The 19,580-nt window shown below is 65.5% G+C and carries 15 protein-coding genes, 1 pseudogene and 2 CRISPR repeat arrays (1 of these 18 running past the window's edge); of the genes and pseudogenes, 13 read left to right on the top strand and 3 right to left on the bottom strand.

Translation table 11 applies throughout. The annotated features are described in order from the left end of the window. Positions 1-89: 89 nt before the first annotated feature. From AB0B72_RS30470 to AB0B72_RS30455, 4 genes are all read left to right on the top strand, one after another. Positions 90-248: a hypothetical protein gene (locus tag AB0B72_RS30470; protein ID WP_367742647.1), complete on the top strand. Its 159-nt coding sequence runs from the start codon at positions 90-92 to the stop codon at positions 246-248. A gap of 8 nt (positions 249-256) precedes the next feature. Next, a complete protein-coding gene (locus AB0B72_RS30465; RefSeq protein WP_367742646.1) occupies positions 257-550 on the top strand; it encodes a hypothetical protein in 294 nt (97 codons plus the stop codon). A gap of 219 nt (positions 551-769) precedes the next feature. Continuing rightward, a complete protein-coding gene (locus AB0B72_RS30460; RefSeq protein ID WP_367742644.1) occupies positions 770-4,705 on the top strand; it encodes a ThuA domain-containing protein in 3,936 nt (1,311 codons plus the stop codon). 94 nt (positions 4,706-4,799) lie between these two features. After that, on the top strand, positions 4,800-6,839 hold the full coding sequence (locus AB0B72_RS30455; protein WP_367742642.1) for a ThuA domain-containing protein: 2,040 nt from the start codon (positions 4,800-4,802) through the stop codon (positions 6,837-6,839). Positions 6,840-7,085: 246 nt separating this feature from the next. Here the strand turns inward: AB0B72_RS30455 and AB0B72_RS30450 are convergent. The 3 genes and pseudogenes from AB0B72_RS30450 to AB0B72_RS30440 form a co-directional block, all read right to left on the bottom strand. Next, a pseudogene (locus AB0B72_RS30450) lies at positions 7,086-7,232 on the bottom strand (IS3 family transposase); the annotation flags it as partial. Positions 7,233-7,430: 198 nt separating this feature from the next. Then, on the bottom strand, positions 7,431-7,841 hold the full coding sequence (locus AB0B72_RS30445; RefSeq protein ID WP_367742641.1) for a hypothetical protein: 411 nt from the start codon (positions 7,839-7,841) through the stop codon (positions 7,431-7,433). Positions 7,842-7,885: 44 nt separating this feature from the next. Then, positions 7,886-8,263: an NUDIX hydrolase gene (locus AB0B72_RS30440; RefSeq protein WP_367742640.1), complete on the bottom strand. Its 378-nt coding sequence runs from the start codon at positions 8,261-8,263 to the stop codon at positions 7,886-7,888. 531 nt (positions 8,264-8,794) lie between these two features. Here AB0B72_RS30440 and AB0B72_RS30435 point away from each other — a divergent pair. The 9 genes from AB0B72_RS30435 to cas2 all read left to right on the top strand — a co-directional run bounded on the left by AB0B72_RS30435 (position 8,795) and on the right by cas2 (position 19,316). Further along, positions 8,795-10,147: a tyrosine-type recombinase/integrase gene (locus AB0B72_RS30435; protein ID WP_367742638.1), complete on the top strand. Its 1,353-nt coding sequence runs from the start codon at positions 8,795-8,797 to the stop codon at positions 10,145-10,147. A gap of 77 nt (positions 10,148-10,224) precedes the next feature. Next, positions 10,225-10,881 carry a DUF2637 domain-containing protein gene (locus AB0B72_RS30430; protein ID WP_367742637.1) on the top strand — a complete coding sequence of 219 codons (657 nt, stop codon included), beginning with the start codon at positions 10,225-10,227 and terminating at the stop codon, positions 10,879-10,881. 97 nt (positions 10,882-10,978) lie between these two features. Continuing rightward, a CRISPR array of direct repeats spans positions 10,979-11,456; the repeat unit is 37 nt; unit sequence GTTGCGATCCTCGGTCGCCCCGAAGGGCGACCGCCAC. 395 nt (positions 11,457-11,851) lie between these two features. Continuing rightward, positions 11,852-14,020 carry a CRISPR-associated helicase Cas3' gene (gene cas3, locus AB0B72_RS30425; protein ID WP_367742650.1) on the top strand — a complete coding sequence of 723 codons (2,169 nt, stop codon included), beginning with the start codon at positions 11,852-11,854 and terminating at the stop codon, positions 14,018-14,020. Then, entirely contained in the window at positions 14,017-14,706 is a 690-nt protein-coding gene (gene cas5c / locus AB0B72_RS30420) for a type I-C CRISPR-associated protein Cas5c (protein WP_367742636.1), read from the top strand. The genes cas3 and cas5c overlap by 4 nt, the downstream gene beginning before the upstream one ends. Before the next feature lie 7 nt (positions 14,707-14,713). Then, positions 14,714-16,441, top strand: coding sequence for a type I-C CRISPR-associated protein Cas8c/Csd1 (cas8c, locus tag AB0B72_RS30415; protein WP_367742635.1), 1,728 nt, complete (start codon positions 14,714-14,716; stop codon positions 16,439-16,441). Positions 16,442-16,479: 38 nt separating this feature from the next. Continuing rightward, positions 16,480-17,340 (top strand): type I-C CRISPR-associated protein Cas7/Csd2, encoded by an 861-nt coding sequence (gene cas7c / locus AB0B72_RS30410; protein ID WP_367742633.1) that lies wholly within the window; start codon positions 16,480-16,482, stop codon positions 17,338-17,340. After that, a complete protein-coding gene (gene cas4, locus AB0B72_RS30405; RefSeq protein ID WP_367742632.1) occupies positions 17,337-17,981 on the top strand; it encodes a CRISPR-associated protein Cas4 in 645 nt (214 codons plus the stop codon). Before cas7c ends, cas4 begins: the two co-directional genes overlap by 4 nt. Positions 17,982-17,997: 16 nt before the next feature. Continuing rightward, the gene (gene cas1c, locus AB0B72_RS30400; protein ID WP_367742631.1) at positions 17,998-19,026 is read left to right on the top strand and encodes a type I-C CRISPR-associated endonuclease Cas1c; all 1,029 of its coding nucleotides are present in this window, start codon (positions 17,998-18,000) and stop codon (positions 19,024-19,026) included. Then, a complete protein-coding gene (cas2, locus tag AB0B72_RS30395) occupies positions 19,026-19,316 on the top strand; it encodes a CRISPR-associated endonuclease Cas2 (RefSeq protein WP_367742629.1) in 291 nt (96 codons plus the stop codon). Before cas1c ends, cas2 begins: the two co-directional genes overlap by 1 nt. Before the next feature lie 130 nt (positions 19,317-19,446). After that, a CRISPR array of direct repeats spans positions 19,447-19,580; the repeat unit is 36 nt; unit sequence GTGGCGGTCGCCCTCCGGGGCGACCGAGGGTCGCAA; it runs 1,133 nt beyond the window's last position.

Below are 19,580 nucleotides of genomic sequence, written 5' to 3'. Positions count from 1 at the left end.
CGACATGCCGCAGTTCGGCCGGGCGATGATGGAGCTCTTCTCGAAGTCCATCACCTCCGCATCGGCATGAGCACACCTGGCCTGTCCCGGTGACGGCACTTCGGACCGTCACCGTCGACGGATCCCCCGTCCACGTCCTGGACAGCGGCACCGGGCCCGCGGTGCTGATGCTGCACGGCTCCGGACCCGGTACGACCGGATCCGGAGCCTGGGCGACGACCGCACAGGCGCTGGCGACCGGCGCATGATGCAGGCGGTGGCGCAGGTCGGCCAATGGCTCGGGCTCGGCGGCTCGATCGTGGCCAACCTGTTCAACCCGCGACTGATCGTCATCGGGGGCTACTTCGCCTCACTGGCCGAGTGGCTGCTGCCTCACGCGCAGGATCAGCTGCAGCGGCTCGTGGTGGCCGCCCCCGCCGCCCAGTGCCGATTCGTCGCCTCCACGCTCGGCTTCGGCGCCGCTTCCCGCGGCGCGAGCATGGTGGTCAACCGGATCATCGACGACCCGACCACGATCATGGATTCACTACCCCGGCCGACAGCCTACTGACGACCCCCACAGACCTGGAGGCGGCACCTCTCCAGCAACCCCCCGTATCCGCAACCAACGCCAACAAGCGGCAACAAGCGCGGCGGCGCGCGCCTTGCCTGACGCCCCCCGGTCAGGAAAGGGTTTCCCATGTCACCACGTCATCGAACCTGGGCCAGGCTGCTCGACGCAGCCCTGCCAGAAAACGGACGACGTCCGAGACGTCGCACCGCGACCACGATGGCCTTAGCCCTCATCGCCCCTTTCATCACGCTCCTCGCGACGCCGGTGAGCGCCGAGGCCCCCACGGCGGCTGAGCCCGCTTTCGGCGCTGTAGCGGCGCTGCTGCAGCCGTCCGCGCCTGCCGCCAAGGCCGCACCACCAGACGCCGGCTTCAAGGTACTCGTGGTGCGCAGCACCCAGGACGCGGTGTCGTCGGCCGGCCTGGCCGCGATCCGGGATGCGGCCAGAACCGGTGATTTCACAGTCGTGGCGCCCGGGCCCGCTGACGTGGGCGACCAGTTCACGAAGAAGAAGCTGGAGCAGTACCGCGCGGTCGTGTTCTTGGACACGGGTCACGCAAGCCCGCTCACGGACGCGCAACGCGCGAACTTCGAGAGCTACTTCCGCGACGGCGGCGGCTTCGTCGGCGTCGGCTCGGCGGTCGAGACCGACGAGTCCTGGTCGTTCCTGACTGACCTCCTGGGGACGCGTGCGTCCGACAGGACCGACGTGCAATCGGGTGACGTGAAGGTCGCCGACCGCGTCCACGACGCGACCAAGGATCTGCCGCAGATCTGGTCGCGGACCGACAACTGGTACAACTTCACGAAGAACGTCCGCGGTGTGTCACACGTCCTCGACACCGTCGTCGAGGACCCGTTCGGGCCGCAGCCGCAGGGCGCCGACCTCGACGGGATCGCCGGGGGCACGATGGGCGCCGATCACCCGGTCTCGTGGTGTAAAGACTTCCAGGGCGGCCGCTCATTCTACACCGGCCTGGGCAACACGGCCGCGAGCTTCGACGCCGACCTCACCAAGCACCTCAAGGGCGCGATCGGCTGGGCCGCGGGCCAGGCCGACCCGGTCTACAGCGATTGCGGCGCGACCGTGCTGGCCAACTACCAGCAGACGAAGATCGGCTCGCCGCCGAACCTGCAGGAGCCGATCGGCTTCGACCAGCTGCCGGACGGCCGCGTTCTACAGACGGACCGCCTCGGCTCGCTGCGCATGCACGACTCGACCACGGGCGTGACCACGGTCGTCGCCAACTTCGCCGATCCGAGCCTGCCGATGACGCAGCAGATCTACTCCGCGGGCGAGGACGGGCTCTATGGCCCGGCGGTCGACGCCAACTTCGCGACCAACAAGTGGGTCTACCTCTACTACTCGCCGAAGGAGGTCACCGACGTCAAGCTGAGCGACGGATCGGTCGTCACCCAGATCACGCCGAACACCACCCCGCCGGACGTGGCGGCGTCCAAGACCGCGTGGGATCCGTACGTGGGCTATTTCCAGCTCAGCCGCTTCAAGTTCGTCGACGCCACCGACAGCACGCCGGCGCACCTCGACATGGGCTCCGAGCAGCAGATCATGCGCGTGCCGGTCAACCGCCAGGAGTGCTGCCACGTCGGGGGCGACATCGACTTCGACAAGCACGGCAACCTCTGGATGGTCACCGGCGATGACACGCCCGCGGGCGGCATCAACGGCGGCGGCTACGGGCCGTACAACTCGCAGAAGACCGACGAGCAGCAGACCGTGCGCGTCACCAACGCGACGGGCGGTACGTTCACGCTGACCTTCGAGGGCCAGACGACGGAGCCGATCGCGTGGAACGCGGATCGCAATGCGATCGACGCGGCGCTCGAGGCGCTCTCGAACATCGAGGCGGATGAGATCCAGACCAGCGGCGGCCCGGTCAACACGTCGAACGTCAACGTGTTCTTCCGCCGCGGCAAGCAGCAGTCCGATCAGCCGCAGATCACCGCCGACGGCGCCGGCCTGACCGGCACCGCCACGCCGGCGATCGCCACCAACACGGCGCAGGCGGGCGGCTGGTATCAGCGGCTCACCGGTGACTCGCGCCGCAGCGCGCTGAACACCAACGACCTGCGCGGCAAGGTGCTGCGGATCAAGGTCAAGGACGGCAACATCTCCGCCGCCGACGCCAACAAAACCGACTTCGGCTCCGGCACGGGCGCCTACTCGATCCCGTCGGGCAACCTGTTCCCGCTGGTCGCGGGCGCGCCGCAGGACAAGACGCGGCCGGAGGTCTACGCGATGGGTTTCCGCAACCCGTTCCGGATCCAGGTCGACGAGAACGACGTGGCCTACATCGGCGACTACTCGCCCGACGCCCAGACACCGCAGCGCTCGCACGGCCCGGCGGGCACCGGCCGCTACGAGATCGTGCGCAAGCCGTCCAACTACGGCTGGCCGACGTGCTACAAGCGCGACCTCGCGCACTACCAGTGGAACTTCCACGAGTTCGCGCCCGGCACCACCACCGCGGGCACGCCGCTGAACAACCCGCCTCAGAAGTTCGACTGCGACGGGCCGACGCAGCGCAACGACTCGCTGTGGAACATTGAGGGCGGTCCGACGGTCGAGCCGGGCCTGAGGGACGTCCCGCCGGTCACCGACCCGGACATCTGGTACTCCTACCGCGACAACAACCCGAACGCGCCGCTCGGCACCCCGTGCGAGGCCTACTACGCGCCGACCCCGGGCCCGATCGCGCCCGGCTCGACGACCGAATGCCCGCGGCTGTTCCCCGAGCTCTACACCGGCGGCGTCGGTCCGCACGGGGTCGCGAAGTACCACTACGACGCGAAGAACCCGAACCCTAACAAGTTCCCGCCGTACTACGACGACTCGGTGATCATCAGCGAGTGGACGCAGGACACGCTGCGCGAGGTCAAGCTCGACAAGCAGAACAACCACATCCAGAAGATCAACAACTTCCTGGACTGCGGCAGCCGTGCGAACGCCGGGGCAGGCAGGTTCCGGTTCGAGTGCGACAACCCGATGGACGTGCAGTTCGGTTCTGACGGCGCGTTCTACATGCTGACCTACGGCAACGGGTTCAACGTCATCAGCCCCGACGCGGGCATGTACAAGTGGGAGTACGTCAAGGGCAAGCGCGCGCCGAAGGCCGTGCTCACCACGGACCGCACCGACGGCTCAACGCCGCTGACCGTGAACTTCTCCAGCGCCGGCTCGCTGGATGAGGATCCCGGCGACTCGATCCGCTACGAGTGGAACTTCGGCGACGGCTCGGCGATCGAGACCGACCCGAACCCGACACACACCTACACGCAGTCCGGCCGCTACACGGCCGTGCTGACCGTGCTCGACTCGTCCGGCAAGCAAACCCCGACCAGCACCGTGATCACCGTGGGCAACACGAGCCCGACGGTGGTCGTCAATACGCCGGTGGAGGGCGGGACGTTCGCGTTCGGCGACGACATCCCGTTCTCGGTCACGGTCACCGACCCCGAAGACGGGACGGTGAATTGCTCCGAGGTGCAGGTGACGTTCGTGCTCGGCCACGACTCGCACGGCCACGCCGAGGAGTCCGTCAACGGCTGCTCGGGCGTGCTCCACACGACCGCCGACGACGTCTCACACGGCGGCACCGTCTCCGGCGTGGTCCAGGCGCGCTACACCGACCACGGCGGTCCGGGCGGCGTCCCACCGCTGACCACGACCGGCCAGCACCAGATCCGCCAGAAGCACCAGGAGGTGGAGTTCGTCGTCAACCAGTCCGGCACCAACACGGCGACCGACACCGACGGCGGCGCCGGCGGCGCCGGCGTGCACCGGGGCAGCCTGGGCTCGGGCGACTGGCTTCAGCTCAACGGCCCATTCAACCTGACCAACATCGATTCGATCACGTTCCGCGTGGCGGACGCGGCGACCGGCCGCACGCCCGGGTCGCCGCTGGCGGCGGTCGAGGTCCGTCAGGACTCGATCACCGGGCCGATCCTGACGACGGCCAACCTCGTGTCCACCGGCGGGACGGGAACCTGGACAAGCCAGACGTTCCCGGTCTCGATGTCCGGGACGCATGAGCTGTTCCTGGTGTTCCGCTCGGTCACGGGTGGCGCCACGGGCGGCAACCTGTTCAACCTCAACTGGGCCGAGTTCGTCGGCACAGGCATCGGCACCTAGCGAACCCGCCCGTGCCGACGAACCCGAGTTCGTCGGCACGGGCATCGGCGCCTTGCGAACCCGCCCGTATAGCGGCAAGAGAGAGAAGACACTCATGCGAAGAAGATTTCGCACATCGGCAGTGACCGCCTTCCTGATGGCGGCCGCACTCATCCCCGCGGCACCGTCGTGGGCACAGGAAACGACACCGCCGACGATCAACGTGGCGACGCTGTCGCCCTCTGCGCCGACCGGCCAGAACAGCTGGTACCTCGGCTCGGTGACGCTGAACATGTCGGCGACCGACGACGTCGGCATCGCCAAGTTCCAGTACTCGCTCAACGGCGGCGCCGCCTACATCGACGTGCCCGTCGAGGGGGCGCCGGCGTCGGCCACGGCGTCGGCGGTGGTCACGCAGGAGGGCAACACCAGCGTCCGGTACCGCGCGGTCGACACGTCCGGAAACGTCGCGGCGTTCCGCTCGATCTCGGTCCGGATCGACACGCGCGCGCCGGCTGCGTCGTACCCGGCGATCGCCGACGGTCACGTCGGTCACGTCGCCACACTTATCCCGACGCGCACGGACCCCACCCCCGGCTCGGGCGGAGTGGCTGTGCTGAACATGTACCTCGACGGCAAGCTGGTCCCGCCGTTGCCGGTGCAGACCTCCGACCTGTCGCTCGGCGTGCACACGCTCGCGGTGCATCTCTCTGACGCTGCTTCCAACAGCGCGAAGTACACGCAGACGTTCATCGTGACGACATCGTTCGCGGACGTCGGCACGCTGCTCACCCGGTTCGTGACCGCCGGCAGCGTCCCGGCGGAGGTCGGCGCGGCGCTCCAAGCCAAGCTCGACGAGGCGAAGGCGCTCGCCGACGCCGATTCGGCCAAGCGCGCGAGCCAGGTCCTGAACGAGTTCGTGTCGATCGCCGGCGACGGGATCGCGCCCGGCTCGGCCCGCAGCACACTCGTGGGCGATGCGCGTTACCTGATCGACCAGCTCAAAGGCCGGCTCGCGCCGGAGCCCGCGACGGGCCTGAAGTCTGAGCCCGCGGAGGGCCCGAAGTTCATCCCGGACCCGGTGCTCGCCCCGCTCCCGCACAACCCGGACGCCGACTACAACGTCCTGGTCTTCTCCAAGACGACGGGCTTCCGGCACGACCACATCCCGCACACCGTGGCCGCGATCCAGAAGCTCGGCATCGCGCACAACTTCAACGTCGACGTCTACGACCCGCAACTCCCGACCGTCACGCTGCCCACGAGCCCGTTCCTGAGCCTCGACACGCTCAAGCAGTACGACACGATCGTCTTCGAGTCGAACGTCGGGCACCCGGGCCCGCTCAATTCGATCACCGAGCAGCCGAACTTCGAGGCCTACATGCACCAGGGCGGCGGCTATGTCGGCATCCACGGCGCCGCCGACTCGTTCGAGATCGGCACCTGGCCGTGGTACGGCGACCTCGTCGGTGGGTTCTTCACCAACCATCCGAACGGCCAGAACGGGTTCGGCCAGTGCGGCAGCTGCATCCACACCGAGGTGGTGACCGAGGACAACACGCACCCGGCGACCGCGCATCTCCCTGCCAAGTGGATGACGGTCGACGAGCTCTACAACTTCGACCGCAACATGCGGGCCGACGTGCACACGCTGCTGAGCCTCAACGAGGACAGCTACCAGCGCAGCCTCAACAGCGGCAACGCGGCCACCACCCCGCTGCGGCTGATGAACGGCGACCACCCGATCGCGTGGTGCCAGAACTGGGACGGTGGCAAGGCGTTCTCGCTAATCCTCGGCCACTTCCGGACGCAGTACTACGACGACTCGTTCATGCGGATCATCCTCGGCGGGATCGAGACGACCGCTGACCGCACGGGCGCCAACTGCTCGTCCTACCGCGAGACCAGCCTGCTGATCGAGGCCGACCGAGCGGCCGGGCTGCTGACCGCGGCCGCCGCGGACGCCGCCGATGCCGCCCTGGACATCGCGCGGGACAGCTACCTGGCAACCAACTACACCACCGCCATCCCGGCGCTGAACTCGATCGTCGACCTGGCTAACGACGACGCCTCCGGCGACGCTGCGGCGCGTTCCGAGCTCGCGCGGCAGGCGCGCGAGCTGCGGGAGTGGATGCAGAACCTCAACCGCCGCTGATCCGTTAACGCGGCGGGGGCGGTGGATCGCCGCTCCCGCTGCGCTGACGCTGGAGCGCACCACTTTCGCGGATTTATGCACGACCTTCTCTTGATCATCGACGAAGCCCATCCTCCGAAGGGAGCGGTGATGGGTCGTGAAATGAGGACGGCCATCGCGTGATCCTTCGTGATTGCGACATCAAGCGAAGGAGAAAGAAAGCGATGGCCGTGAACGACAGTGTGGACTCTGGCGCGTGGCTGGCGAACGCAGCGTCTCGGCGGTGCCGATGCCGAGCTTGGTGGCGACGGCGTTGATCGCCGCCCACTGGGTCGGATAGTCCGGACGGACCTCGGCGACCATCCGCACCGCGCGCTTACGCAATTCCGCGGGATAGGGGGACTTCGCTGCCATGACTCGATCCTCTCAAGGGAACGAGCCTCCATCGAAGCCGGAGCGCTTCAAAGTGTGCTCAGGTGTACGGTTAGAGCCGTTGAGCTGCGAAAACGATCCCAGGATGTCCGCGCAAGTCCAGCGGCGTACGTGCTCGTTGTCACTCAGTTCGTCACCCGCCCGCAACCCCGCAAGCTCTCGCATACCTCAGCCACATCATCAGAGCCATGCGCCACCGGCCTCGGTAAGGGCGACAACGATCAACGCGGTGAACACGTCACGCCATAGCCAGTTGTCCACATCACGCAACACATCAGTGAGCTGATCAACTGGGACGAGAACGGCCTCATTCGGATCGATAGGCCACGTGGGAAAGGTGCGCACCTGCACCAGGCCATGGCATGCCAGAGAGATAAGCGCATCCGCGAGAAGCGGCACTGCTTCGATTCGCTCATCTTGGGTGCCGTTGTGCGTCAAGGTCGCCGCAAGCTCCCACAGCAGGACGTCGTCCGCCTCTGCTTCCTCCAACACGAAGTGCTCGACAGGCGTAAGACCCGCAAGGTCAGTCACAGCACATTCTGGCTGATGTGGTCCGCTGGCCGCCAGCGCTCTTGCAACCATGCGCGCCATGAGAGAGACGTTTCACTTATTCGGCAGCCGAAAGGCTCCTCGCTCTATGCCTCGGTGAGGACGTAGAGGAGGGCGGCGAGGGTCGTTCCGCTGACTATGTCGCGCTTGTCGATCAGGCGGCGGATGTCCGTGAGCGGGACCCAGTCGATGCGCTCGGACTCCCATGGCTCCGTGGGCACGCCGATATGCGTCGACTCGTCCGCGCGAAAGATGTGGTGCGCGGAGTCGGAGATGCCGTTGGTGGGCTGGGTGTAGAGCAGCGGGCGCAGCGATCCGGGCCGCCATCCGGTCTCTTCCCCGGGTGGAGTGCGGATCAGGCGGTGGTCGAGGTGCCGGCCGTCTGGGAGTTCGACGTCAGCCAACCGGATGTCCAACCATGGGTCGGTGTAGAGCGGCTCCTCCGAGTTGACCTTCCAGCGCATGCGGCGGGCTCCCGGCTTCGGGGTCGGATCTGGTGCCCACGCTACAAGGGAACACCGGCCTGCCGCTGCACTCGTGTGAGGAACTCCCGCACGACCCGGCCGTCGTACAAGCGCAGGGACGGCTACGACATTGCTAGTGATGCCGTTCATGGCCTCACAGGCGTTCAACCTCATCCGCGCGGAGGGAAGATCAGCTGCCAGGACGTGTCGATGTGGGTTGATGTCTGCTACCTGGTGCCGGGAGCCCGTGATGGCAAATCGATGGCAAACGATCAAAAGGCCAGGTCCCGGATCTTGGGAACTGGCCTCTGAGCTGGTGTTTCGTGGTGGGGCTACCAGGACTTGAACCTGGGACCTCTTCCTTATCAGCCTTCCCCAGCCGTTCAACCCTTCGTGGCCTTTTGGTGACTCAGAGCATAAACTCGCAGGTGAAGCGGCATGACACGGTGACGCCAGGTCCCGCGAAATGCCACTCCCTGATGCGAGATGCGCTAACGAGTCACTAACAAAGGATCATGAAGGCGAGGTCGAGTGGGTTACTCGTTCAAGCGGCTGGGTCGCAACGGCAAGCCGCGGTACACCGCCTGTTACCAAGATCTGAAAGGCAACATCCTCTCGGCAGGCACCTTCTCCAACAAGAAGGACGCCGACAAAGCCTGGCAGATGGCCGAGGCGGAGGTGGCCAAGGGACGGATCGGCGATCCCAAGCGCGGACGGCAGACCTTCAAGAGTTACGTCGGGGGCACCTGGTTGCCAAACCATGAGATGGAAGCCACGACGCGGCAGACCTACACCTACGCGATCAGGAAGCACCTTCTGCCCGAGTTCGGCGCCATGCGCATGATCGACATCATGCCAGAGCATGTCCGGGCCTGGATCGTCGCCATGAAGAAGAAGGGGGCGTCGGCCGTAACTATCCAGAAGACGAAGATCGTCCTTAGTGCGATCTTCACGACCGCCCTGAACGATCAGGTGACCTTCATTCACCCGTGCAAGGGGGTCAAGTCGCCACCGGTGGTGGCCAAGCCACGGACGATCATCTCCCCTGAGCAGTTCGAGGCGCTCTACCGGGCCCTGCCGGACGCGGACACGAAGCTTCTGGTCGAGACCGACATCGAGACTGGCCTTCGTTGGGGTGAGCTGACCGAACTACGAGTTGAGGATCTAGACGCAGGCTCGCGGATCCTGACCGTCAGCCGAGCAGTCGTTGAGGTGAATCCCCAGTTCCACCCCACGGGCGGCCGCTTCCTCGTCAAGGCGTACCCCAAGGACAAGGAGTTCCGGCGCCTCAAGCTCACGAGACAGCTCGTTGACAAGTTGTTCCTTCACATCGAGGAACGAGAGCTGGGGCCGAATGACCTGCTCTACATGTGGCGGCAGGAGCCAACTGCCCGAACCAAACTGCATGCGGTCCCCGCTCCTGACCACCTGGGCTTCACTTCCCCAAACGCGGCAGGCCATCAGTACCAGCACGGCACGCTACTGGGCTACAACTCGGGCAAGTGCCGCTGCGAGCATTGCCGATCCGCCATCGCCCTTTACCGAGCGAGGCGCCGCCAGACCGAAGGCAAGGACAGCCCTCGCGGACGCCGTATCCGCGACACCGACGGTCACGTGCCTGCGGAGGCCTTTCGAAACCAGATTTGGAAGCCCGCCCTCGCCGCAGCCGAGCTCGCGGTGAAAGTTCGCATCCATGACCTTCGGCATGCACATGCGTCCTGGCTGCTTTCCGGTGGCGCGGACCTTCAGGTCGTCAAGGAGCGACTCGGCCACGCCTCAATCGCGACGACAGAGAAATATCTGCACACTCTGGACGACGCCGACGAGACAGCGCTCGACGCCTTCACCAAGATCCGGCACCGCAGCGGACGCCGGTCGTCTTGAGCTATCCATGCCGTTCGCTCCGGTACCGGTATAGCGGAGCGAGCCTTGACCACTCAGTTGGAGGAGGACGAGGACCCGTGGCTGAGCCCACGCGCGACGCCGACCAACGACATATCGAAAGGATCATCCTCAGTACGACGATCGCCAGCGTTGTCGCGCTCGCCCTCATCGCCGGCTCGATCTCCTACCGGCACCTCCACCTGCTCGCACTTCGACACGGCGAATCACCCTGGACCGCGGCGCTTCTACCGTTGAGTGTGGACGGGATGGTGCTCTGCGCCTCGATGGCCCTTCTCGCTGATTCAAGGCGCGGGAAACGAGGTGGCGTGCTGCCATGGACGCTCCTGGTTATTGGCAGCCTCGCCAGTGTCGCGGCCAACATTGCCGTCGCGGAGCCATCGATCATCGGCCGTGCTGTGGCAGCCTGGCCGGCCTTCGCGATGATCGGCGGCTTGGAAATGGCCTTCAGGTTGGTACGGCAGAGCGTCGCCCAACGGCTCTCTCCTGGGGAGTCCACCGCCATCTCAGCGTCTGTTTCAAGCGACGGCCCGGCTCATGTCGCAGGTGGTCAGCGAGGACGCACCCTTCAGCGAGAAGCATGGGAGTGGGCACTCCGAAATCGCGGACCCGACGGAGCACTCCCCCGTTCCACCGATCTTGCCCGACAATTCAGACGAAGCCCACGATGGGCTCGCCTCGTTAAGGCGTCCGGAATGAACGGCTCGTTGACGTAACTCCACAGGCAGGTTGCTATATCGGGTACAACGCGGTCGCCCCCGTAGGGCGACCGCCACTGTGAACGGCGATGTTCTGGCCGGTGTCGTCGAACCCGTTGCGACCCTCGATCGCCCCGAAAGGCGACCGTCACTTGGCCAACGAGGCGGACGAGTATCCAGGCTGCGGGTTGCGATCCTCGGTCGCCCCGAAGGGCGACCGCCACTGGATCGCGATGTTGTTGCCGGTGTCTTCGAATCCGTTGCGATCCTCGGTCGCCCCGAAGGGCGACCGCCACACCCCAGCGGCCTGCGCCTGCCTGGCCAGCTCACGGTTGCGATCCTCGGTCGCCCCGAAGGGCGACCGCCACGCGTCAGTAAGAGCACCGGGTACCTGCGGATCCTGGAGCGGTTGCGATCCTCGGTCGTCCCGAAGGGCGACCGCCACGGGGGCAACGAACTTCCAGCGCGAGACCCAAGAGATCGTTGCGATCCTCGGTCGCCCCGAAGGGCGACCGCCACCCTCGTAGTCAAGCGAGTGCGGGAGGCGTACAAGACTGTTGCGATCCTCGGTCGCCCCGAAGGGCGACCGCCACTGCATCTCACCAGCCATCATGCCTTGATTAGTGTTGATGCCTACCAGCGCTAATTCACGCGTCAAATGACAAATCGGGCCATAACACCCGAGAAAGCTACGGCGTGTCGCATGAGCACTTGTGGTTCCTAACCACAGCGGATGCTTGAAATCGTGCTGATGCTGCACCTTGTTGAAGGGTATAGCTAACACCCCGACGTGATCTTTATTCGGCTTGCGGGAAGGAGGAGCCTGAGGTGCTCACTGCCTGCCCCACTGGAAGCCAGCCTCTCCCATGAGAAGCGATCATGCTGTTCATCGGAACGCTTTGCTCTGAACTGGCTGAAATTGTCGGTGGCGTCTCCTACAGTTCAGGTCTCGCAGATCTTCCGTAGAGAGGTGGGCGTGGCCGGACTTATGTGGGCGCATAGTGCCCGGGATGGTGATGGGCTTCGTCATGAGCTCGGTGACCATTTGCGAGGGACGGCCTGGCGAGCGGGTGCCTTCGGTGAGGTCTTCAACGCGGGCCCCCTCGCAGCTCACTGCGGGCTCGTTCATGATATTGGCAAAGGCTGCAGTGATTGGCAGTGCGGACTGATTCGGGCCGAGAGCCGTGGCGGCCCGGTGGGTGTGCCGCACAAGCACGCAGGCACTTGGCTGCTGGATCAACAGAATCTGGGGATCATGGCGGCGGTCGTGTTCGGGCATCACGGCGGACTGCCGAGCCAGTCACGGCTGAAGGAGGAACTGCATTTCGCCGACGATGACGGCCCCGTCGCCGAGGCGATCCGCCGAGTTGAGAGCATCGTTCCGGAGATCCATTCTGCAGCGCCCATCGCACTGCCGGCGTGGCTTCCCGAAGCGGCAAGGGATGACCCGTACGCGCTGGATCTGCTGGTGCGCATGGTCTACAGCACCGTGGTGGACGCGGATTTCCTCGATACGGAGGCGCATTTCGCCGCCGCGTCGCGGCCGTTGCATCCAGTCTCCGCTGCTGATCTGGCTGAGCGATTTGAGCATGGACGCCAGGGCATGCTGGACGGCGCTCGGTCGTCTCCGGTCGACGGGCTGCGCCAGGCGGTGTACGAGCAGTGCGTGGCGGCTGCGCAAGGTCCGCGGGGGATCTATCGGATTCCCGCTCCGACGGGGTCGGGGAAGACGCTTGCATCGGGTGGGTTCGCGGTCCATCATGCTCGCCACCATGGGTTGAAGCGGGTCATCGTTGCGGTGCCGTTCATGTCCATCACGGAGCAGAACGCTGCCGTCTACCGTGACCTTCTCGAGCAGGACGGCGACGGACATCCTGTGGTCCTGGAACACCACAGCGGCATCGATTTGGACGACGGCACGCCAGGACGGCCGTGGCAGCGCTTGGCGGCTGAGAACTGGGATGCCCCCTTTGTTGTCACCACCACGATTCGGCTGTTTGAGTCCCTGTTCAGCAACAAGCCCGCGGCGATGCGCCGGGTGCATCGGCTGGCCGGCTCGGTGATCGTGCTTGACGAGGTGCAGGCGCTTCCGGACCGCTTGCTGCTCCCAATTTTGTCCGCGCTACGCACGTTGACACGGTGGTTCGGTGCCACGGTTGTGCTGGCCTCGGCGACGCAGCCGCCGTTTGAGCTGCTATCCCCGCTCCGCGGAGAACGGATCATGGACGTGATCCAGGAGCCGAAGCCGCTGTATGAGGCATTAGGAACGCGGGTGCGCTATCGGTGGCTACTGGATCCCAAGCCCACGATGGCGCAGATCGCCGAGGAGGCTGCAGCGAAGCCGCAGGTGCTGGTCGTGGTCAACACCACCAAGGACGCCGCTCGGATGCATCGGATGATGGAGGAGCATCGCTCCGCGCTTCACCTATCGACGCGGATGGCGGCCGCGCACCGGCGGAACACGCTGGAGGACATCAGAAGGCGTCTGGCGGCGGGTGAGCCGGTCGCCGTGGTGAGTACGCAGCTGGTGGAGGCGGGCGTTGACCTGGACTTCCCGGACGGGTTCCGCGCGGCTGCCCCGGCGGACTCCTTGCAGCAGGCCGCCGGGCGGATCAACCGCAGTGGGCGCCTGCCGTACGGCACGGTCACAATCTTCGACCCCGAGGATGGCAATGAGGCAGCCGGCATCTTGTACGGGCCGGCGCTGCAGGCCACCCGTGACCGGTTCGGGCCGGACTGCTCACCGGATGATCTGGACGCGCTGCAGGAGTACTACCAGGCCAGATTCGACTTTCACAACGTCGAGCAGGCCGGGCAGGAGATCCAGATGGAACGCCTGGCCCATGACTTTCCCCGCGTCGCAGACCTGTTCCGCATGATCGACGAGTGGACCGTTCCCGTAGTCGTGCGGTACGGCGACATCGAAGAACTCGACCGGATCTTGTCGTACCTGCGGGATGGTCGCCCCGGGGCAGGGGCCAAGCTGCGGGCCCTGCGTCCCTACCTGGCCACCCTGCCGCGTGGTGCCGCCCGCCGGGCGGTTGAGGAAGGACTGGCCGCGCCCGTCATCGGTGACCTCGTGGAATGGCTGGGCGACTATCACCCGCAGCGAGGCATCGAAATCTCATCCCTTGACCCTCAGGAGCTGGTGTTTTGACCACCCGTCATGCTCACCATCCACCGCCCGCGCTGGCGGTGGAAGTCGAGGCGCCGTACGCCTGTTTCACCCGGCCGGAGTTCAAGACCGAACGGCTGAGCTACCCGATGATGACTCCGTCGGCGGCCAAGGGTGTGCTGGAGGCGATCTTTTGGAAGCCGGAGTTTTCCTACGTCATCGAGCGGATCGAGATGCTGAGGCCGATCCAGTGGGCGTCCTTTCGCCGCAACGAGGTCTCCTCGATGCTGACCATGGGCTGGGTGCGGGAGGCGATGACGGACACCTCTTTGCGGTTCGATGCCGAAGCCGACCGTGACCAGCGCAACATGGTGTGCCTGCGCGATGTCGCCTACCGGATTCACGCTCAAGTACGGCTGCGCCCGCACGCGACCGATCCCGAGGCCAAGTATCGCGACCAGTTCCGGCGCAGGGTTGAGCGGGGCGCCTGCTTTTCCCAGCCATTTCTCGGTGTCCGCGAGTTTTCGGCGTCCTTCCGTCCGAAGACCGACCAGGACCCATTTCCCCACGACGAGATCCTGGGCGTGATGCTGCACGGCATCGACTACCGGCCCGAGGGCGAGGCATACCGGTGGTTCCACGCCGTACTGGACAAAGGCGTCATGGAAGTTCCGCGAGAAGGCGTCGAGCTGCCCGGTGCCGCCGCGCGTACCGGCGGTAGGGGGTGAGCGTCGAATGCTGATCAGGCAACTTGCCGTGCATGCCCGCGAGGGCCTTCCCCCACCGAATTACCGTAACCGCAGCGTCCGGTGGGCGATCGACCTCGATGCCGACGGACGCGCACGAGGCGGCCGGCTGGTGGACTTAAGCAGCGCCGAGGCCAAGGCCGGGGCGCTGCTGGACACCCCGTACGTGCAACGCTCGGGCATTGGGTCGCTTCCGTTCCTGCTTACCGACACCTTGCAGTACGTGCTGGGCATGCCGAAGGACGACAGCGACAAGCAAGTTGCCGATGCCCGCCGCCGCGCGCGGGATTTCGCCGAGTTGGTTCACCGCTGGGCCAAGGACGAGCCACTTGCCGCACCCATGGTCGCCTTTCTGCAACGTGGCGTCTCCTCCCAGATCGAGATTCCCGTTGAGGCCAAACCATCCGACGTTGTGGCGATCAGGACCGATCAGGGATGGCTGCACGCCTTGCCCTCCGCCGCGACGGCCTGGGGACAGATCGTCCGCGAGCGCAAAAGCTCAGCTGGCGGCCAGGGCATCTGCCTGTCGTGCGGGTACCTCGCTCCTTTGCTGGACACCATCCCCGAGCCGGTCAAACCGGGCGCGATCCCTGTAGCGGGTGGCCGGGGCCGCGATGCCCAGCTGGTGTCGATCAACAAAACCGCCCAGGGCCGGGGCGGTATCACCCAGCTGGGCAACACCCCTATCTGCGACACGTGCGGGGGGCAGGCCATGTCGGTGTTGAACGCGCTGCTGGCCGATCCCCACCATCGTTATCGCGGCAGCGACAGCGTCCTGGTGTGGTGGCTGCGCCGGCCTGCGCCGGTATCGCTGCTTGGCGCCGTACGCGACGCGCAGCCCAACGACGTCGACGCGTTCATCGAGCAGGTACGGCTTCCGCCCGCCCGGCGCGCCGCCTGGCTGGACGGCAACGCCTTCTACGCCATGACCCTGTCGGCGAACCAAAGCCGGGTGGTCATCCGCGACTGGATCGATGTGCCCTTGATCGAGACGTTCAAGCGGGTGGATGCCTGGTTCACCGACCACGCGATATGCGACATGTGGACGGACGGTCCCCAGCACGTCGCGTTGTGGCGCTTGGTCGCCGCACTCGGCCGGTACGGCAAGCAGGGGTATGTCAGGGATACCGCACCGAAGTCGGCCGAGCGTGACCTCATGGCAGCGGCCCTTCGCGGCACCCGGCCACCGGCCTACCTACTGGCCGGCTTGATCCACCGCGTACGAGCGGACAACCGTGTCGATCTTCCCCGCGCCGCTCTGCTGCGCCTGCTGCTCATCCGTGCCGTCCCCGCTATGAAGGATGTCCTGGTGGACCGTCTCAACCTCGATACCGATGATCCGGCCTATCTGTGCGGACGCATGTTCGCCGTGCTGGAAGACATTCAGCGCACCGCGCTGGACAACATCAACACCACGATCGGCGACAAGTTCTTCGGAGCGGCCATGGGCAGGCCGCTTCCAGTACTGACCATGCTGCGCAAGAACGCCACGGGTCACCTGCGGCGGCTTCGCGGCAACAGCAAGAAAGCCGCCGGCATCGCCTTAGACAGACGCCTTGACGAGATCGCCCAAAAGTTCACCACCGAGATCCCTCCCACCCTGGACCTGTCCGGCCAGGGACGGTTCGTCCTCGGCTACCACCAGCAACGCGCCGCCGACCGGCAAGCCGCCCGCGCTGCTGCCGCGCTCAAGGCCTCCGCCGCCGAATCTGTCTGACCTCGTCCTTCTCATCCCCTGAAAGGAACCCGCTGGACATGTCCGTCCACCTCGACCCCGCACGCAAGCACGACTTCGTCTTCCTGTTCGACGTCCGCGACGGCAACCCCAACGGCGACCCCGACGCGGGAGGAATGCCCCGCACCGACCCGGAAACCGGGCAGGGCCTGGTCACCGACGTGGCGATCAAACGCAAGATCCGCAACATGGTCGCCCTCCTCCATGAGGGAATGCCCGGCTACGACATCTACGTCGAGACCGGCACCTCCCTCAACGCCCAGCACGAACGCGCCTACGCCGCTCTGAACCTGGACCCCAAGCAGCGGCGCAAGTCCGAGATCGAAGCTCAGCAGTGGATGTGCCAGACCTTCTACGACGTCCGCATGTTCGGAGCCGTCATGTCCACCGGAACCAAACCCTGCGGACGTGTCCAGGGCCCCATGCAGCTCACCTTCTCCCGCTCCATCGACACCGTCCTGGCTCAGGAACACGGAATCACCCGGGTCACCCAGACCCGCCAGGACCACATCGACAAGGGCGAGACCACCGAAATGGGCAACAAGCACCTCATCCCCTACGGCCTCTACCTCGGATACGGCCACTTCAGCGCACCACTGGCCCGCCGAACCGGCGTGACAAGCCAGGACTTGGAGACGTTCTGGCGAGCGATGACCCTCATGTTCGAACACGACCGCGCATCCACACGCGGCGAGATGGCCCTGCGCTCCCTGTACGCATTCAGCCACGACGACCCGTTCGGTAGGACCCCAGCTCACGAGTTGTTCGACCGCGTACAGGTGTCGCCGAATAAAGCGGTACCGCGTATGTTCACCGACTACACAGTCTCGGTCGGCGACGACCTTCCTGAGGGGGTCACCCTCACTCGCGTCCTCGGGTGAACGAGCCGAGTCAGCGGGCCGCGAGGAGCGGCCCGCTCGCCCAGGTGACCCTGTCAGCTCTGGAACACCACGCTTACTGCCCTCGCCAGGCCGGGCTGATCCTGCTCGAAGACGGGTACGTCGACGACGCGGCTACCATCCGCGGAACGCTCATGCACCAGCGTGTCCATGACCCCGGCCAGGAGACCCGCGGCGCGGTCCGGACTCTGCGTGCCCTTCCTGTATGGCACGACGAACTCTCACTGATCGGGGTGTGCGATGTCGTGGAGATACACCATGACGGCCGCATCATCCCCATTGAACACAAGTCCGGCACCTACACTCCTGGCGGTCCCGCCGATGTACAGGTGGCGGGCCAAGCCATGTGCCTGGAAGCCATGTTCGACTGCTCCGTCCCGCAGGGCGTGATCTACTCGGCAGCCGACCGCCGTAGACACACCGTCATCATTGACGCCGCCGCCCGCGCGCGTGTGCTGGAACTGGCCAAGGCAGTACGGGGCACCATGACCACAATGACGCTGCCCATGGCCACCGCCGATCAGCGATGCCGGCGATGTTCAATGCACGACATGTGCATGCCACGGGTTCTCGCTCGGACACAGGCCTTCACCCGAATGGCGTCGGCGCTGTTTGTTCCCTAACCGGAGGCAGCGTGGGATGACTGAACTCCTCAACACCCTATACGTGCAGACGCAAGGCGCCAGCCTGCACCTCGATCATGACAGCCTCAAGGTCGTCGCCCCCGATAGTCCGAAAAGAACGCTGCCTCTGCGCCGTTTGGACAGCATCGTCGTCTACGGTCACGTGGCAATGTCCGCCGAGCTCTTGGCGCGATGCGCCGACGACGGCCGATCCATCGTATGGATGAGCCTTTCCGGGCGTTTCCTCGGACGAGTCGACGGACCCGTTCGAGGCAACGTGCTGTTACGCCACGCACAGCACCTCGCCCACGCCAGCCCCGAAGCCCGCCTGAAAATCGCTCGATGCTGCGTCGCAGGCAAGCTGCAGAACTCTCGGCAGGTTCTCCTACGTGGAGCACGCGACGCACTCCCCGAACTCCAGCAGACACTCAGATGTAAGTGCGAGGACGTAGAGGAACTACTCAAACGCGCTGACCAAGCCGCCGACCTTGAGGAACTGATGGGTCTGGAGGGGCAGGGCGCCCGCTTGTACTTCGAGGGACTGTCTGGCCTGCTTCGTACCCCGCCGGGCGTCGCGCCGTTCATCAACCGCACCCGTCGGCCCCCCACAGACCCGGTCAACGCCTTGCTGTCGTTCCTTTACGGACTGACCCGCAGTCTGGTCCACGGAGCGGCCGAACAGGTCGGTCTGGATCCTTATCTCGGTTTCCTCCACGGCCTGCGTCCGGGGAAACCCGCTCTCGCGCTGGACCTGATGGAGGAGTTCCGGCCCATTCTGGCCGATCGGCTCGCGCTCAGCCTGCTCAACCGGAAGCAACTCCGCCCAGAGCACTTCGAGACGCTGCCCGGCGGCGCCGTTCAGCTCACCGAGGATGGCCGGCGTATCGTTCTCGTCGAATGGCAAGGCTGGAAGAGCAGGGAATGGGCGCACCGGCTTCTCGGACGAAAAGTCGCAACTTCGCTACTTCCAGTCGTACAGGCACGGCTACTGGCTCGGTACATCCGCGGCGAACTGCCCGCCTACGTTCCCTGGACCGTAAGTTGATGCAGCTCCTTTTAACGTATGACGTAGTGACGACGACGCCCGAAGGGCGACGCCGACTGCGTAAAATGGCCAATCTCTGTGAGGGGTACGGCCATCGTGTGCAGAAATCAGTCTTCGAGATCACCTGCTCGGATGCCGATCTACTGACCTTGCTTGATGGTGCCAGACGGATCATTGCTGCATCCGACGACTCGGTACGGATCTACCGGCTTCCGGCTAACGGCTTCACCGCCGTCCACAGACTTGGAGTTGCCGAAGCAGTACCTCATCATGATCCGTTGATCCTCTAGTTCGGAACCTGGAGTGCTCACGCGACACGCCATGGGCTCCGAAGGAGATATCGCCGTGTATGGTGCTTGAAAAGTAAATTGGCAAGTTCCGCTATCGGCAGCGTAGAGGCATAATGCCTGCTCAGATGCCGTGGCGGTCGCCCTCCGGGGCGACCGAGGGTCGCAAGCCACGGGCGGCCGAATCTGAATTCGGCGGCGCCGGGGTGGCGGTCGCCCTCCGGGGCGACCGAGGGTCGCAAGATTCGGCGCAGCGTGGTGCGCGAG

This window comes from Microbispora sp. NPDC049125 (assembly GCF_040802045.1).
Classification (GTDB): domain Bacteria; phylum Actinomycetota; class Actinomycetes; order Streptosporangiales; family Streptosporangiaceae; genus Microbispora.
Note: the sequence above shows the minus strand (reverse complement) of the source record. Positions and strands in the feature narration are given on the sequence as shown.